The organism is Sphingomonas gei (genome assembly GCF_004792685.1).
Classification (GTDB): Bacteria; Pseudomonadota; Alphaproteobacteria; order Sphingomonadales; family Sphingomonadaceae; genus Sphingomonas; species Sphingomonas gei.
The window spans coordinates 683,040-699,391 of sequence record NZ_SRXT01000001.1 but is presented as its reverse complement, the minus strand read 5'-3'; the positions used below and the strand labels follow the sequence as shown (position 1 = coordinate 699,391).

The 16,352-nt window shown below is 64.9% G+C and carries 17 protein-coding genes; 9 read left to right on the top strand and 8 right to left on the bottom strand.

The features are described from left to right. Together dnaG and E5A73_RS03155 are read right to left on the bottom strand one after the other, a co-directional pair. Complete coding sequence (gene dnaG, locus E5A73_RS03160) at positions 1-1,881, bottom strand: DNA primase (protein ID WP_135962315.1); 1,881 nt, start codon at positions 1,879-1,881, stop codon at positions 1-3. Position 1,882: 1 nt separating this feature from the next. Further along, positions 1,883-2,335, bottom strand: coding sequence for a GatB/YqeY domain-containing protein (locus tag E5A73_RS03155; RefSeq protein WP_135962314.1), 453 nt, complete (start codon positions 2,333-2,335; stop codon positions 1,883-1,885). Positions 2,336-2,474: 139 nt separating this feature from the next. On the opposite strand from E5A73_RS03155, the gene carA reads away from it, so the two are divergent. From carA to E5A73_RS03130, 5 genes are all read left to right on the top strand, one after another. Then, positions 2,475-3,659 (top strand): glutamine-hydrolyzing carbamoyl-phosphate synthase small subunit, encoded by a 1,185-nt coding sequence (gene carA, locus E5A73_RS03150; protein WP_135962313.1) that lies wholly within the window; start codon positions 2,475-2,477, stop codon positions 3,657-3,659. Beyond that, positions 3,652-4,389 carry a hypothetical protein gene (locus E5A73_RS03145; protein ID WP_135962312.1) on the top strand — a complete coding sequence of 246 codons (738 nt, stop codon included), beginning with the start codon at positions 3,652-3,654 and terminating at the stop codon, positions 4,387-4,389. The genes carA and E5A73_RS03145 overlap by 8 nt, the downstream gene beginning before the upstream one ends. After that, complete coding sequence (carB, locus tag E5A73_RS03140; RefSeq protein ID WP_135962311.1) at positions 4,389-7,718, top strand: carbamoyl-phosphate synthase large subunit; 3,330 nt, start codon at positions 4,389-4,391, stop codon at positions 7,716-7,718. The genes E5A73_RS03145 and carB overlap by 1 nt, the downstream gene beginning before the upstream one ends. A gap of 191 nt (positions 7,719-7,909) precedes the next feature. Beyond that, positions 7,910-8,386, top strand: a complete 477-nt coding sequence (gene greA, locus E5A73_RS03135; protein ID WP_135962310.1) for a transcription elongation factor GreA — start codon at positions 7,910-7,912, stop codon at positions 8,384-8,386. A 5-nt stretch (positions 8,387-8,391) separates the two neighbouring features. Further along, a complete protein-coding gene (locus tag E5A73_RS03130) occupies positions 8,392-9,021 on the top strand; it encodes a rhomboid family intramembrane serine protease (RefSeq protein WP_168355783.1) in 630 nt (209 codons plus the stop codon). Positions 9,022-9,077: 56 nt separating this feature from the next. Here E5A73_RS03130 and E5A73_RS03125 read toward each other — a convergent pair whose 3' ends face one another. From E5A73_RS03125 to E5A73_RS03105, 5 genes are all read right to left on the bottom strand, one after another. Continuing rightward, entirely contained in the window at positions 9,078-9,305 is a 228-nt protein-coding gene (locus E5A73_RS03125; RefSeq protein WP_135962308.1) for a DUF4170 domain-containing protein, read from the bottom strand. A 75-nt stretch (positions 9,306-9,380) separates the two neighbouring features. Further along, on the bottom strand, positions 9,381-9,767 hold the full coding sequence (locus E5A73_RS03120; protein ID WP_240699987.1) for a hypothetical protein: 387 nt from the start codon (positions 9,765-9,767) through the stop codon (positions 9,381-9,383). Further along, entirely contained in the window at positions 9,764-10,111 is a 348-nt protein-coding gene (locus tag E5A73_RS03115) for a DUF3618 domain-containing protein (RefSeq protein ID WP_135962307.1), read from the bottom strand. The genes E5A73_RS03120 and E5A73_RS03115 overlap by 4 nt, the downstream gene beginning before the upstream one ends. Next, a complete protein-coding gene (locus tag E5A73_RS03110) occupies positions 10,108-10,443 on the bottom strand; it encodes a phage holin family protein (protein ID WP_135962306.1) in 336 nt (111 codons plus the stop codon). The genes E5A73_RS03115 and E5A73_RS03110 overlap by 4 nt, the downstream gene beginning before the upstream one ends. A 14-nt stretch (positions 10,444-10,457) precedes the next feature. After that, positions 10,458-11,009: a hypothetical protein gene (locus tag E5A73_RS03105; protein WP_240699986.1), complete on the bottom strand. Its 552-nt coding sequence runs from the start codon at positions 11,007-11,009 to the stop codon at positions 10,458-10,460. A 145-nt stretch (positions 11,010-11,154) separates the two neighbouring features. On the opposite strand from E5A73_RS03105, the gene eno reads away from it, so the two are divergent. Both eno and E5A73_RS03095 read left to right on the top strand, forming a co-directional pair. After that, complete coding sequence (gene eno / locus E5A73_RS03100; protein ID WP_135962305.1) at positions 11,155-12,429, top strand: phosphopyruvate hydratase; 1,275 nt, start codon at positions 11,155-11,157, stop codon at positions 12,427-12,429. A 102-nt stretch (positions 12,430-12,531) separates the two neighbouring features. Continuing rightward, entirely contained in the window at positions 12,532-12,831 is a 300-nt protein-coding gene (locus E5A73_RS03095; RefSeq protein WP_135962304.1) for an FtsB family cell division protein, read from the top strand. A 4-nt stretch (positions 12,832-12,835) separates the two neighbouring features. On the opposite strand, the gene E5A73_RS03090 is transcribed toward E5A73_RS03095, so the two are convergent. Continuing rightward, positions 12,836-13,639 (bottom strand): DUF1206 domain-containing protein, encoded by an 804-nt coding sequence (locus tag E5A73_RS03090; RefSeq protein WP_135962303.1) that lies wholly within the window; start codon positions 13,637-13,639, stop codon positions 12,836-12,838. Positions 13,640-13,875: 236 nt separating this feature from the next. On the opposite strand from E5A73_RS03090, the gene pdhA reads away from it, so the two are divergent. Beyond that, positions 13,876-14,925: a pyruvate dehydrogenase (acetyl-transferring) E1 component subunit alpha gene (gene pdhA, locus E5A73_RS03085; protein WP_135962302.1), complete on the top strand. Its 1,050-nt coding sequence runs from the start codon at positions 13,876-13,878 to the stop codon at positions 14,923-14,925. A 1-nt stretch (position 14,926) separates the two neighbouring features. Beyond that, a complete protein-coding gene (locus tag E5A73_RS03080; protein WP_135962301.1) occupies positions 14,927-16,336 on the top strand; it encodes a pyruvate dehydrogenase complex E1 component subunit beta in 1,410 nt (469 codons plus the stop codon). Positions 16,337-16,352: the final 16 nt, after the last annotated feature.

The window sequence follows — 16,352 nt, the reverse complement described above, 5'->3', positions numbered from 1 at the left end:
CTAATCATCGAAATCTTCTTCGTCCGCAAGCATCAGATTCGCAAGCCGCGCTTCGAGCTCCTGGCGCTTCCGCGAAAGCGCCACCTGCCGAGTGAACGCTTCTTCCGAACCGTCCCTGCTCAGCGCCGCGGTGGCTTCGGCCAGCGCCGCATCCACCGCCGGCTGCGCGACCATCACGGCGATCGCTTCGTTCAGGTCTTCGCGCGCCCTCGCTTCGTCCGCCTGCCTGCGGGTGAAGGAGAAAGGAAGCGTATCGGCTCTCAACAGATCGCTCGCCACAGAATCAAATCCGGACCGGGCCAATATGGTGAGAACTTTGCCGCTATCAAGCTGCCGGTCCTCGAGTGCCACGTCGATCACGGCTTCGAACAATTTGCCGAGCGCTCCCGAGGCGCTGCGCAGCGACCCAAGCACCTCCATGTGGCGCGCGATCTCGGCCGGGTGGCGGATCAGCCCGGCGAGCACGGCCTTGGCGAGGATCGGGTCTAGCCCGCCCGCCACCGCCACGCCGCGCATCGTGGTGCCGGGCATGGTCTCGGGGGGCTGCCAGTTGCCGCGCCGGTCGCGCTTGCCCCGTGCGGGAGCGCCGGGACCGCGCTGCCGGGCTTCGAAGGCGCCTGGACCGCGACCGAAATGCGCATCGGTGCGCGTGCGGAATTCGGCAAGATATTCGTGCTTCACATTGCCGTCGGCGATGGTCTCGGCGAGCGCGCTCAGCCGGCGCTTGAGGCCGGCGCGCTGCTCGGGCGTGTCGAGCGGCTCGGCGGCGATCTCGCTCTGCCACAGCCGGTCGACCAAGGGCTGCGGCGCCTTGAGCAAGGCCTCGAATGCCGCGGCGCCCTTGCTGCGGACCAGATCGTCGGGATCGAGACCGTCGGGCAACGTGACGAAGGCGAGGCTGCGTCCCGGCTGGAGCATAGGGAGCGCACGGTGCGCCGCCCGCAGCGCCGCCTTCTGCCCCGCCGAATCGCCGTCGAAGCAGAGCAGGGGCACTTCGGCCATCCGCCACAGCCGCTCGAGCTGGTGTTCGGTGAGCGCGGTACCGAGCGGGGCCACGGCTTCGTCGAACCCCGCCTGGGCGAGCGCGATCACGTCCATATAGCCTTCGACCGCAAGCACCCGGCCGGTCTTGCGCGCCGCCGCCTGGGCTCGGTCGAGATTGTAGAGCGTGCGACCCTTGTCGAAGAGCGGAGTCTCGGGCGAGTTGAGATATTTGGGTTCGCCGTCACCGATGATCCGCCCGCCGAATGCGATCACGCGACCGCGAACATCGCGGATCGGAATCATCAGCCGGCCGCGGAAACGGTCGTACGGCTCCTTCTCCTCGACCTGGATCAGCATGCCGGATTCGACCAGCATCGCATCGCCATACGCCTTGAGCGCGTCCTTGAGCTTGCCGCGCGAATCGGGGGCGAAGCCGAGCCCGAAGCTGCGGGCGACATCGTCTGTGATCCCCCGGCGCTTGAGGACATTTCGCGCCTCGGCGCCTTCGATCCCGTTCAATTTGTCGACGAACCACTGCGCCGCGTCGGCCATCGCCTCGTGCAGTCCCTTGGCGCGCTCGGCCTTTTCGGCGGCGTGACGGTCCTGCTCGGGCATTTCCATGCCGGCGGCCTGGGCGAGCTCCTTGACCGCATCGATGAACGGCAGCCCGCGCTGCTCGGTCATCCAGCGGATCGCATCGCCATGCGCCGAGCAGCCGAAGCAGTGATAAAAGCCCTTGTCGTCGTTGACGTAGAAGCTCGGGGTCTTTTCCTGGTGGAACGGGCAGCATGCGCGGAACTCGCGGCCGGCCTTTTGCAGCTTCACCGTCTTGGCGATGAGGCCCGAGAGGAGCGTGCGCGCGCGGAGCTCGTCGAGGAATTGGGGGGTGAGGCTCACCTCAGCTCAGCGCCGCCTTCACCGCCGCGCTCGCCTTGCTCATATCCAGCGTGCTCGCATGCCGCGCCTTGAGCTCGGCCATCACGCGGCCCATGTCCTTCATGCCGCTGGCGCCGAGCTCGGCCTTGATCGCCTCGATCGCCGCGGCAGTCTCCGCCTCGCTCATCTGCTGCGGCAGGAACCGCTCGATCACGGCGACTTCGGCGGCTTCGGCGTCGGCAAGCTCTTGGCGGCCGCCCTTCACGTACATCTCGATCGATTCGCGGCGCTGCTTGACCATCTTCTGGAGCACTTCGACCACCAAGACGTCGTCGTCCTCGGGGGCCTTGCCGGTGCGCGCCTCGATGTCGCGATTCTTGATCGCCGACTGGATGAGGGTGATGGCCCCGCGGCTCGTCTTGTCACCGGCCTTCATGGCGGTGATCTGCGCGGCCTTGATGTCGTCGCGAATCATGATGTCTCTCGATAATCGGAAAGCGATCAGTCCTAGCCCAGGTCGCAGCGTCCGTGAACCGGTTGACGCGGGGCGGGCAGGGGTCTAGCCGCCACCCCTTAGCGACATCGCCGCAACCTCAACTGGAGCGCCACCCTTAATGGCCGAAGCCAAACCCATGTCCGTGCCTGCTGGAGCCACCGGAGTCCTGGTGCTCGCCTCGGGAGATGTGGTCTGGGGAAGGGGATTCGGGGCCGAGGGGCAGGCAGTCGGCGAAGTGTGCTTCCACACCGCGATGACCGGCTATCAAGAGATCATGACCGATCCGAGCTTCGCCGGTCAGATCATCAACTTCACTTTCCCGCATATCGGCAATGTCGGGGCCAACCCCGACGATTTCGAGGCCGACGAGCCGCACGCGCTGGGCATGATCGTCCGCGAGGACGTCACCGAGCCGAGCAACTTCCGTTCGACCGAGCATCTCGACGTCTGGATGAAGAAGCACGCCCGGATCGGGCTTTCGGGGATCGATACGCGGGCGCTGACCCGGCGGATCCGCGGCAGCGGCGCGCCCAACGGCGTGATCGCGCATTCGGCGCGCGGCGAATTCGACATTCCGCTGCTGCTCCAAATGGCGCGCGAATGGCCGGGGCTCGAGGGCATGGACCTTGCCATCGCGGTCACCGCCGAGACCCATTTCGGATGGGAAGGCGGCGTGTGGCGGCTGGGCGCGGGCTATGGAAGTTCACACGAAGGTCACACTATCGATGCCAAGCGACCGCATGTCGTTGCGATCGATTATGGCAGCAAACACAATATCTTCCGAAACCTCGTTAAGGCAGGCGCTGAAGTCACCGTGCTGCCGGCGACCGCGACGTTCGAACAGGCGATGCGCTTCGCGCCTGACGGCTTCTTCCTGTCGAACGGTCCCGGCGACCCCGCCGCCACCGCCGAATATGCCGTGCCGGTGATCCGGCAGATGCTCGACAGCGGCAAGCCGGTGTTCGGCATCTGCCTCGGCCATCAATTGATGGCGCTGGCGGTGGGCGCGCAGACCAGCAAGATGTTCCAGGGCCATCGCGGCGCCAACCACCCGGTCAAGCGGCTTAGCGACGGCGCGGTCGAGATCACCAGCATGAACCACGGCTTCGCGGTGCTGAGCGAGACGCTGCCGGCGAATGCGCGCGAAACGCATGTTTCGTTGTTCGATGGGTCCAACGCCGGGTTCGAGCTGACCGACCGGCCGGCCTTTGCGGTGCAGTATCACCCCGAAGCCAGCCCGGGGCCGCAGGATAGTTTATATCTGTTTGAGCGGTTTGTGGGGATGATGAACCACAATGATTAAACTCGCCGCCCAAGATACGGGGGCTCCCCAGACGGTTTTTGACTCAGCGTTGGTTTCTCAGGAACGGCTTATGGAAGGTGTCTTGGAGCAACTGGGGGACACAGTTGATTCCGACGATACGGCCGACATTTTGCTAGCGGAGGCCGTCCGGCGGTACGTGACAAACGATAGGTCACCCCCAGGAGGTCAAGATCAACTCCAACAGTTCAATTTCCATCAGATCGCTGGCGAACTTGGGATAGAGGCCAAAGAAGCTGAGCTCGATCAGATTATTACCACATTAGTGGGCCGTGAGGTACTGCTGGAGCGCATTCATGCAATAGAGGATATCATTCCGTCTGAAGGGTCTCTTTTTCTCTCGTCCCAAGGGATCGATCGAGGATTGGCGCTCTTGGATAAATTCGTACCTAGAGTGCGTCAGGCACGTAGCAGCGGCCAAGTTGAGGCCATTAGAGCGGATAGCTCTTCGTGGACGGGCTTGTCGCGGGTTCGCGTCACACATCGAAATGCCAAGGTGATTTCGCGGCTTATCGACGCTGCGCTGGGCGAGCTTGCCACAGATGGGAATTCGGCGACGGCCCAAGCGCGGACGTTTTTGCTGGCCGCGCGGGATCTTACCGATGCGCCCGATCCGCCGTCTGACATCATTTGGGATCTGATCCAGCGCGCTGGCGCCGTGGTCGGGTTGCTCGATATTTTTCTCCGTATTTTTTCGGCGGCTGCAAACTAATGCCCAAACGCACCGACATCTCCTCCATTCTCGTCATCGGCGCGGGGCCGATCGTGATCGGTCAGGCGTGCGAGTTCGATTATTCGGGCACGCAGGCGATCAAGGCGCTCAAGGAAGAGGGCTATCGCATCGTCCTGGTCAATTCGAACCCGGCGACGATCATGACCGATCCCGAGCTCGCCGACGCGACCTATGTCGAGCCGATCACCCCGGCGATCGTCGCGCGGATCATCGAGAAGGAGCGCCCCGACGCGGTGCTGCCGACGATGGGCGGGCAGACCGCGCTCAACACCGCGCTGGCGCTCGCCAATGACGGCACGCTCGAGAAATACGGCTGCATCATGATCGGCGCCGATGCCGAGGCGATCGACAAGGCCGAAGACCGGCTCAAGTTCAAGGACGCGATGACCAGGATCGGGCTCGAAAGCGCCCGCAGCCACATCGCCCACAGCGAAGCCGAGGCGCTGGCGGGGCTCGAGCATGTCGGGCTGCCAGCGATCATCCGCCCCAGCTTCACCATGGGCGGATCGGGCGGCGGCATCGCCTATAATCGCGAGGAATTCCTGAGCATCGTCCGCTCCGGGCTCGACCTCTCGCCGACCACCGAAGTGCTGATCGAGGAATCGCTGCTCGGCTGGAAGGAATATGAGATGGAAGTCGTCCGCGACCGCGCGGACAATTGCATCATCATCTGCAGCATCGAGAATGTCGATGCGATGGGCACGCACACAGGCGACTCGATCACCGTCGCGCCGGCGCTGACGCTGACCGACAAGGAATATCAGATCATGCGCAACGCATCGATTGCGGTACTCCGGGAAATCGGCGTCGAAACGGGTGGTTCGAACGTGCAGTTCGCAGTCAATCCGAAGGACGGCCGGCTGATCGTCATCGAGATGAACCCGCGCGTGTCGCGCTCGTCGGCGCTGGCGTCCAAGGCGACCGGCTTCCCGATCGCCAAGGTGGCTGCCAAATTGGCGGTGGGCTATACGCTCGACGAGATCACCAACGATATCACCGGGGCAACCCCGGCGTCATTCGAGCCGACGATCGACTATGTCGTCACCAAGATCCCGCGCTTCGCGTTCGAGAAGTTCAAGGGCGCCGAGGCGACCCTCGGCACCGCGATGAAGTCGGTCGGCGAAGTCATGGCGATCGGCCGCAACATTCATGAATCGATGCAGAAGGCATTGCGAGGGCTCGAAACCGGGCTCAGCGGCTTCAACAATGTCGATCGCCTCGCGGGCGCACCGCGCGACGAGATCGAAGCCGCGCTCGCGATCCGCTCGCCAGACCGGCTGCTGATTTCCGCCCAGGCGCTGCGCGAGGGGTTCACGGTCGCCGAGGTACAGGCGCTGACTGCCTATGACCCATGGTTTCTCGAACGCATCGCAGAGATCGTTGCCGCCGAGGAGCGGGTTTGCCGCGATGGCCTGCCGCAGGATGCCGCCGGCATGCGCAAGCTCAAGTCGATGGGGTTCAGCGACAAGCGCCTGGCGTATCTCGCGCTCAAATCGGTCAACATGCGCGTGGGCTCCGAGCAGATGGCGCGCAGCCATGGGCTGATCGGCGAGATCGCCAAGGCGATGAGCGGCGGGGTGACCGAGGCGGACGTCCGCAAACTGCGCCACAAGCTCGGCGTGCGACCCGTGTACAAGCGGATCGACACCTGCGCGGCGGAGTTCGAGGCGAAGACGCCGTACATGTACTCGACCTATGAGGCGCCGAGCTTCGGCGAGCCCGAGAACGAGTCCAATCCGACCGACCGGAAAAAGATCGTCATCCTCGGCGGCGGTCCGAACCGGATCGGGCAGGGGATCGAGTTCGATTATTGCTGCTGCCACGCCTGCTTCGCGCTGGCCGATGCCGGCTATGAGACGATCATGGTCAATTGCAATCCGGAGACGGTGAGCACCGACTATGACACGTCGGACCGGCTCTATTTCGAGCCGCTCACGGCAGAGGACGTGCTCGAGATCCTCGAGGTCGAGAAGTCGAACGGCGAATTGGTCGGCGTGATCGTTCAGTTCGGCGGGCAGACCCCGCTCAACCTCGCCCAGGCGCTCGAGGATGCCGGGATCCCGATCCTCGGCACCTCGCCCGACGCGATCGACCTGGCCGAGGACCGCGAGCGCTTCGCCGATCTGGTCGCCAAGCTGGGACTCAAGCAGCCTGCCAACGGCCTCGCGCGCAGCCGCGACGAGGCGGTGGCGGCGGCCGAGCGGATCGGCTTCCCGGTGCTGATGCGGCCGAGCTATGTGCTGGGTGGTCGCGCGATGGAGATCGTCGACACGCTCCAGCAGCTCGACGACTATATCCAGACCGCGGTGCAGGTGTCGGGCGATAGCCCGGTGCTGATCGACCAGTATCTGCGCGATGCTATCGAAGTCGATGTCGACGCGATCGCCGACGGCGACGATGTCGTCGTCGCGGGGGTGCTCCAACATATCGAGGAAGCCGGGGTCCATTCGGGCGACAGCGCCTGCTCGATCCCGCCCTACAGCCTCTCGGCCGAGATCATCGCCGAGATCGAGAAGCAGACCGAGGCGCTGGCGCGCGCGCTCAAGGTCAAGGGGCTGATGAACATCCAGTTCGCGGTCAAGGACAATGAGGTCTATCTGATCGAAGTCAATCCGCGCGCCAGCCGCACGGTGCCCTTCGTCGCCAAGGCGATCGGCATCCCAATCGCGAAGATCGCCGCGCGGGTGATGGCGGGCGAGAAGCTCAAGGACCTGCCCAAGATCGACCGCGACATCGACTATATCGCAGTCAAGGAAGCGGTGTTCCCCTGGGCGCGCTTCCCCGGCGTCGATCCGGTGCTGTCGCCCGAGATGAAGTCGACCGGCGAAGTGATGGGGATCGACCGCGATTTCGCCACAGCCTTTGCCAAGTCGCAGCTCGGGGCGGGGACTGTATTGCCTTCGTCGGGGACGTTGTTCGTCAGCGTCAAGGAAAGCGACAAGGCAGTGGTGCTGCCCGGCGTGCAGATTCTCGCCGGCCTGGGATTCAAGATCATCGCGACCGGCGGCACCGCGAGCTATCTCGAAGCCCACGGCTTGACGATCGAGCGCGTCAACAAGGTCGCGCAGGGCCGCCCGCACATCGTCGACCGGATCCAGAACGGCGACATCGCGTTGATCTTCAACAGCACCGAGGGCTGGCAGTCGCTCAAGGATTCGTCGAGCATCCGAGCGACGGCGATGGCGCAGAAGATCCCGTACTTCACCACCGCGCCGGCGAGCGTGGCGACCGCGCGCGCGATCGAGGCGCTGAGCAAGCACAGCCTCGACGTGCAGCCGCTGCAGGCATTCTACGCGGGGCGCAATTAATCGTCATCCCGGCGAACGCCGGGATGACGGCCCAACGGAATAGCGGCGTCAAGCGGGCGGGCGCTTGAAGTTTGCCCTCCGCAGCCTTATTATTCGCAATCGCACAATTGATCTCCCCCAATCGATATTAATGTGCGGGCGTACCCGGTGTGGGACGCTTGGGGCTCGAGGCGTTTGAAGGGCGGAATGGAATGGCGACGGTCGATAAGATGCCGATGCTCAAAGAGGGCTATGAGAAGCTCACTGCCGAGCTGAAACGCCTCAAAACGGAGCGCCCGCTGATCGTGGACGCGATCGAGGAAGCGCGCGCGCACGGCGATCTTTCGGAAAACGCCGAATATCATGCCGCCAAGGAGCAGCAGGGCCAGAACGAAGCGACGATCTCGGATATCGAGGGCAAGCTCAGCCGTGCCCAGATCATCGATCCCAAGGATCTGTCGGGCGACAAGGTGGTGTTCGGCGCGACGGTGACGTTGCTCGACGAAGACGAAAAGCCGATCCGGTATCAGATCGTCAGCGAGACCGAGGCCGATGCGAGCCAGGGCCGCATCTCGTACAATTCGCCGATAGGCCGCGCGCTGATCGGGCGCAAGGTCGAGGAGGAGGTCGAGGTCTCGGTGCCGGCGGGCGACCGCTATTACCTCGTCTCCAAGATCGAATTCATCTGAGCGGAGTGCATCTCCCCCGCGGACGTTTCACCGACGCGCTGGTCGCGCTGTCGGCATTCGTGCTGCTGTTTGTCGGTGTGGTGGTCGGATTTCAGGCGGCTGCTTTGAGCTTCGGCTTCCTGCCGCTCGAATTCTCCTCGGGCGCCTGGCAGGGCGACGCGCTGCGGTCCGGCTTGTCTCCGCTTGCCTCGGCGTTCCTCCCGATCGACCCTATCTCCGCGATCTTCAACCTGATCTTCCTGCTGATCGCGGGACGCTATGTCGAGCGCGCGATCGGCCCGACTGGCCTGGGAATAACCTTTCTCGTCGCCTGCTATTGCGGCGCAGCCGGCAGGCTGATCTTCACGCCACAATCGCCGATCCCCAGCGCCGGGCTCGATTCCGCGCTGTTCGGGGTGATCGGCAGCTATTTCATGCTGTACGGCGTGCCGGCGACGCTGCCGATCTCGCGGCGGTTTGGTCGGGTCGGCCAGATCGCAATTCTCGCGCTGATCTGGATCGGCATCCAATTGGTGTTCGCGCTCACCGCGGGGAGCTTCGATCCATCGACCAGCGTCGTGGCGCCGGTGTTCGGGCTGGTTGCGGGTATCGCATTGGCGCGACCGCTGCTGGCGTGGCGCTATCGCGGCGCCTGAGCGGAATGAAGGTTCGGCGCCTCAGCGGCCGTGCTGATGTGGCGCCCACGCCGGTCTCAGGCTGCCGGCTTTTCCAGGTCCGGCTCTAGCAGCCGGTGCAGGTGGACCACGACATAGCGCATCTCGGCATCGTCGACCGTGCGCTGCGCCGCCGCACGCCACGCCTTTTCGGCGCTGGCATAATCGGGAAATACACCGACCACGTCGAGCTTGGAGGGATCCTGGAAGTCGAGCGTCTGCGGATTGGTCACACGACCGCCGAAGACTAGGTGAAGCTTGCTCATGGGGTCTCCTGGGGAGAGCGGGTTGGCGCTGCCCTTACCGGGCAAAGCCGTCCGCGCTCAACCCCGAATTGACCCTTAGGCTTTCTGGCCCCCGGTCTTGGCGGCTTCGATGACGTTGCCGAACAGCGCAGTGACGCGCTCCTTGGTCGAATCGCGATCGGGAATGAGCGAGTCGATTTCCTGCCGGCCGGCTTCCTTGGCGGCCTGCGCCGCAGCGGAAACACGCTGGGCGAGGGTGCGGCCGAGCGGATCGAGCAGCTCGCGCTCCCTGGCGGCGCGCGGCAGCAGCACGCCGACCAACACGCCGAGGGCGACACCGCCGGCGAGCAGCGCGACGGGATTGTCGCCGATGCCCTCGACGGTCTGACGCGCGCGTGCCGTCGGTGTCGCATTCTGACGCTCGCTGGCGCTGGCGTTCTGGTTGGCGGCGCCGGGCTTCGCATTGCTGCTGGCGGTGCTCATGTTGATCGTCCTTTCTTCGCGGATTTCGCTTGTGTCTTGCGGTTCAAACCATCGGGGACGGGGGCGGTTTCATTGCGGCGGCGAAGCAGTTTTCCGATCCAGCCACGCGCCAGGAAGAGACCGACGGCGCCTGCGACTGCCGCGGAGGCAATCGGCCGGTTGCGCACCGCTTCGGCGCCCTTCTGTGCGGTTGCGGCAATGCCCTGCGTGGCGGATTCGACTGCGTTTTGCGCAAGGTTCGCCGGTTTGAGACGCTCCTGCACTTCGCCGAGCGTGGCAAACAGCCGAGTGCGTGCGAGCTGCGCCTGGGCTTTGGCTGCAAGCAGGTCGGGGTCGGTGCTCACGGCTTGCTCCCGAGCATGCGCTGGAAACGCTTATATGCCATCCAGCCGAGCAGAGCGGACAACGCCAGCGCGGCCAGGATGACGATCAGCGTCGCCCAGCCGGGGCCGACCAACGTCGCGAGCGAGAAGATGAGCCCGACCAGCAGCGCGGTAACCGTGCAAAGCGCAATCACCAGCGCGACGAGGCCGAGGACGATCCCCGACTTCGCCTCGCCGAGCTTGCTCAGCGCGAGCGTTCGGTAATAGCCGATTTCGGCATGGGCATAGCCCTTGCCGTCCTCGACCAATCGCCCGATCAGTGCGCCGATGCTCTCGGTCTCCGGCTCGGCCACCCCCCGGCGCCCAGTCAGGCTTTGGTGGTTTCGGCAGGCTCGCGCTCGCCGAGATCGGAGGCGGCGTCGACCCCCGACTTGATCAGCCGCGCAAGGACGAAGCCGATCGCGGCGGCCGCGCCGACGGCGATCACCGGGCTCTTCTTCACCAGCTCGGTCGCGTCGGTGATCAGGTCGTCGACTTGCTTGCTGCGCAGGCTGTCGGCAAAGCTGGTGATGCCCTGGGCGGCCGAACGGGCATATTTGCCATATTCCTCGCCGAGCCGCGCATCGACGTCGAGCGCCGCGCCTTCGAACATCTTGGCGACCTCATCCAGCGCCGTCGTCGCGCGCTCCTTGCCCTGGCCGGCAAATTCACGCGCGCGATCGGCGGCCTGACCGCCGAGCTTCGACGCCTCGTCCTTCAGCTGCTGAGTCGAGCTGCGCTTCGGCTCGGCCTGATCATCCGTGGCGTCGAAATTGATCGCGGCGGGCCCCGCGTTGCTCGCGGTCGCCTCGAGCTTCGCGTCAGTTGGTTCGCCGCCAGTCGAATTGCCGCCAGTGGAATTGTTGTTTTCGTCAGCCATGGTTGGGCCCTTTCGTTGCTCGTGCAAAGAACCATGGCCGTGCGCGCCGGTTCCATCCTCTGCGTTGCCCGGCGGCACGGGAGCGGTTACAGGCTCGCGCGCGCCTTCGGGCAATCCGACATACCCTAAATAGGGAGACCGTTACGTGACCGCAATCATCGACATCCATGCCCGCCAGATCCTCGACAGCCGGGGCAACCCCACGGTGGAGGTCGACGTCCTGCTCGAGGACGGCAGCTTCGGCCGCGCCGCGGTGCCCTCGGGCGCCTCCACGGGTGCGCACGAGGCGGTCGAGAGGCGCGACGGCGACAAGGCCCGCTGGCTCGGCAAGGGCGTCGAGGGCGCGGTGCAGGCAGTCAACAGCGAGATCGCCGAGGAAGTGCTTGGGCTCGATGCCGAGGACCAGGCCGATCTCGACCGCGCGATGATCGAGCTCGACGGCACCGAGAATAAGGGCCGGCTCGGCGCCAATGCGATCCTCGGCGTCAGCCTCGCCGCGGCCAAGGCGGCCGCCGAGGCGCGCGGGCTGCCGCTCTATCGCTATGTCGGCGGAGTCAACGCGCATCTCCTGCCGGTGCCGATGATGAACATCATCAACGGCGGCGAGCATGCCGACAATCCGATCGACTTCCAGGAATTCATGATCGTGCCGGTCGGCGCCGAGAACATCGTCGAGGCCGTGCGCTGCGGGTCGGAGATATTCCACACGCTCAAGAAGAAGCTGCACGAGAAGGGCCTCGCAACCGGGGTGGGCGACGAAGGCGGTTTCGCGCCTAACCTCAGCTCGACCACCGACGCGCTGGACTTCATCATGTCGTCGATCGAGGCGGCGGGCTACACCCCGGGCGACGACGTGATGCTCGCGCTCGATTGCGCCGCGACCGAATATTACAAGGATGGCGCCTACAAGATGGTGGGTGAGGGCAAGACCTTCTCGTCATTGGAGAATGTCGATTTTCTTGCCGGACTGGCGGCGAAATATCCGATCTTCTCGATCGAGGACGGCATGGCCGAGGACGATTGGGAGGGCTGGAAGGCGCTCACCGACGCGCTGGGCGGCAAGGTGCAATTGGTCGGCGACGACCTGTTCGTGACCAACCCCAAGCGCCTCCAGCGCGGGATCGACGGCGGCTATGCCAATTCGCTGCTGGTCAAGGTCAATCAGATCGGCACGCTCACCGAGACGCTCGAAGCGGTGAACCTCGCCCAGCGTTCGTCCTACACCGCCGTGATGTCGCATCGCTCGGGAGAGACCGAGGATGCGACGATCGCCGACCTCGCGGTGGCGACCAATTGCGGGCAGATCAAGACCGGCAGCCTCGCGCGCTCGGACCGGCTCGCCAAGTACAACCAGCTGATCCGCATCGAGGAGGAGCTGGGCGACGCCGCGCGTTATGCGGGCAAGTCAGTATTGAAGTAAGCGAAATCCCTCTTCCGATGGGAGAGGGATTTACGTACAACTCGCACCTTGATCTCTCGGCATGGTTAAGCCAGAATCAACCTTATGGCGCGCACTTCTCCGATGAACACACTCCTTCGCCGCGCGGGGCTTCCCGCTGCGGTGCTCATTGCCGTCGGTTTTTTCGGCTATAACGCGGTGCTGGGCCCCACCGGGATCGTCGCCGCCAAGGAGTTCCGCGCCGAGCTGGCGCAGAAGAACATCGAATATGCCGCGCTCGCCAAGAAGCGCGTCGAGATCAAGAACCGTGTCGATCTGCTCGATCCGAAGCGCGGCGCCGATCCGGACATGGTCGACGAACTGGTGCGCAAGCAGCTCAACGTCGCGCGTCCCGACGAAGTGATCGTTCCGCTCGACCAGTAAGCGGTCAGCTGCCGACGCGGATCCGGCGAAAGCGGGCCTCCACCAGGCTGTAGACTCCGAACAGCATCAGGCCGATCGCGACGACGGCCAGCAGCAGCGGCCCTTGCGGCTGCTCGCGCAACGTGCGGAGCGCTTGGCCGATTCCGCCGGCCTCGTCCGGGCTTGCCGCGATCGCGGCGTGGACGAGGAACCATCCGATGAGCAGGAACACCAGCGCACGCGCGCCATAGCCGATTTGTCCGGCAAGACAGACGTAGCGCGGCAGCGGCACGTCGCCGGCGAGTTCGCATGCGAAACTGCCGCGATAGGCCTTCCAAGCCTGCGCCCCGGCGCCGGCGATCAGCAGCAACCCGATCGCACCGAGCAGCCACTCGCCGCCGGGCTGGTCAATCAGCCAGCCGGACCAGCTTTTCGCGCGTTCCTCGCTCGGGTTGGTCTCCGGGCGCGTGAGTTGCAGCGCCAGCTTGCCCGCATATACCGCGAGGAAGATGTGGACGACCGCACTCCAGCCGAAGCCGATCCGCTCGATCAACGCCTTTGGCTCGGTGCCGCGGCGCTCGGGGTCGAGTACGGCCTCGCTGAACCGCCACAGCGCGTAACCGGCAAGGCCGATCGCGACCGCGGCGACGAGGATGTGCCCGAACGGCTTGTCGAGCAGCGATCCCATCGCTTCCTGGTTATCGGCAGGCGCGCTGCCGAGACGCGCGGCGTCGAGCGCGAACCAGCCGACGAGCAGATAGACCAGCCCGCGCGCAGCGAACCCCATCCGCGCAGCCAGCGTGGCAGCGGCGCGCGGCTTCTCAGTCATGCGACGTACTCAGGACGTGGCAAAGCGCTTTGGTCATCAATGAGGCTCCGAGGATCAGGCGGGCGTAACGGAACAGCGCCGCTTCGGTTGCGTCGGCGGTGAATCGGCGCTCCAGCGGGGAGGGAAGCGATCGCTTCGCCGACGAACCTCCTTCTTCTCCGCGCGTTGACGTTGCGTCCCGGCCAAGAACGCGCTTATAGGCCCGCACTGACCTCCCCCGGGCATGAGGATTTCCTGTGGCCAAAGCACCGGCACGCATAGCGTCCACCGAACCTGCAGTACCGAACCGCGAACGTCCTGACGAACCAGAACGGTACAATGCTTCCAAGGAGCAACTGCTCGAATTCTACAAGCAGATGCTGCTGATCCGCCGCTTCGAAGAGAAAGCCGGCCAGCTTTACGGCCTCGGCTTCATCGGCGGCTTCTGCCATCTCTATATCGGCCAGGAGGCCGTCGCGGTCGGCCTGCAGTCGGCGCTGGACGGCGACAAGGACTCGGTGATCACCGGCTATCGCGATCATGGCCATATGCTTGCTTACGGGATCGATCCCAAGGTGATCATGGCCGAGCTGACCGGGCGCAGTGCCGGCATCAGCCGCGGCAAGGGCGGCTCGATGCACATGTTCTCGACCGAGAAGAAGTTCTACGGCGGCCACGGCATCGTCGGCGCGCAGGTCTCGCTCGGCACCGGGCTCGCCTTCGCGCACAAATATAACGAGGATGGCGGCGTCGCGATGGCCTATTTCGGCGATGGGGCGTCGAACCAGGGCCAGGTCTACGAATCGTTCAACATGGCCGAGCTGTGGAAGCTCCCGATCATCTACGTGATCGAGAACAACCAGTACGCCATGGGCACCAGCGTCAATCGCAGCTCGTCCGAGGACCAGCTGTACAAGCGCGGCGAGAGCTTCCGCATCCCCGGCATCCAGGTCGACGGCATGGACGTGCTCGCCTGCCGCGGTGCCGCCGAGGAGGCGCTCGCCTGGGTCCGCGCGGGCAAGGGCCCGATCATCCTCGAGATGAAGACCTATCGCTATCGCGGCCATTCGATGTCCGATCCGGCCAAGTATCGCAGCCGCGAGGAAGTCCAGTCGGTGCGCGAGAAGTCCGATCCGATCGAAGCGGTCAAGCGCGAGCTGGCGACGCTGGGCATCACCGAGGAGCAGCTCAAGCCGCTCGAGGCAGAGATCCGCAAGGTGGTGGCAGAGGCCGCCGACTTTGCCGAGCAGACCCCCGAACCCGACCCCGCGGAATTGTACACCGACGTGCTGGTGGAGACCTATTGAGATGCCGATCGAACTCAAGATGCCGGCGCTCTCGCCGACCATGGAAGAGGGCACGCTCGCCAAGTGGCTGGTCAAGCAGGGCGATGTCGTGAAGTCGGGCGACATCCTCGCCGAGATCGAGACCGATAAGGCGACGATGGAATTCGAAGCGATCGACGAGGGTACGATCGCGTCGATCCTGGTCGCCGAAGGCACCGACAACGTAAAGGTCGGCACCGTGATCGCGACGATCGCTGGCGAGGGCGAAGATGCCTCGACGCCGGCGCCTGCCGCTGCCGAGCCTCCCACGGCCGAAGCGCCGGCGCAGGAGCAGAAGGCCGCCGAGTCCGAGTCGCCTGCGCCGAAAAAAGCCGAGAGTGGCTCCGCTCAGCTCGCCAGCGACAAGGCCGCGACGGTCAGCGATCCGGCGATCCCCGCGGGTACCGAGATGGTCAAGACCACCGTCCGCGAGGCGCTTCGCGACGCGATGGCCGAGGAAATGCGCACCGATCCGCGCATTTTCGTGATGGGCGAGGAAGTCGCCGAATATCAGGGCGCATATAAGGTCACCCAGGGCCTGCTCGAAGAGTTTGGGCCCAAGCGCGTGATCGACACGCCGATCACCGAATATGGCTTTGCCGGCGTCGGCACCGGCGCCGCGATGGGCGGACTGAAGCCGATCATCGAGTTCATGACCTTCAACTTCGCGATGCAGGCGATCGACCACATCATCAATTCGGCCGCCAAGACCAATTACATGTCGGGCGGCCAGATGCGCTGCCCGATCGTGTTCCGCGGTCCCAACGGTGCGGCGAGTCGGGTCGGCGCACAGCACTCGCAGAATTACGGGCCCTGGTATGCCAGCGTCCCCGGGCTGATCGTGATCGCGCCCTATGACGCCGCCGATGCCAAGGGGCTGCTCAAGGCGGCGATCCGCAGCGAGGACCCCGTCGTGTTCCTCGAGAACGAATTGCTCTACGGCCGCCACTTCGAAGTGCCCAAGCTCGACGATTATGTCCTGCCGATCGGCAAGGCGCGGATCGTGCGGCCGGGCAAGGACGTCACGATCGTGTCCTATTCGATCGGCGTCGGCGTCGCGCTGGAGGCGGCCGAAAAGCTGGCGGGCGAGGGGATCGACGCCGAAGTGATCGACCTGCGCACCTTGCGTCCGCTCGATACTGCGACGGTTCTCGAGAGCGTCAGGAAGACCAACCGCCTCGTCGTGGTCGAGGAAGGCTGGCCGACCTGCTCGATCTCGTCCGAGATCGTCGCGGTGGTGATGGAAAAGGGCTTCGACGACCTCGACGCGCCGGTGCTGCGCGTCACCAACGAGGACGTGCCGCTGCCGTATGCCGCCAATCTCGAGAAGCTCGCGCTGGTCGATGCGGCGCGCGTGGTGACGGCGGTGAAGAAAGTGACCTACCGCGCTTGATGCCGACCCCGTGGCA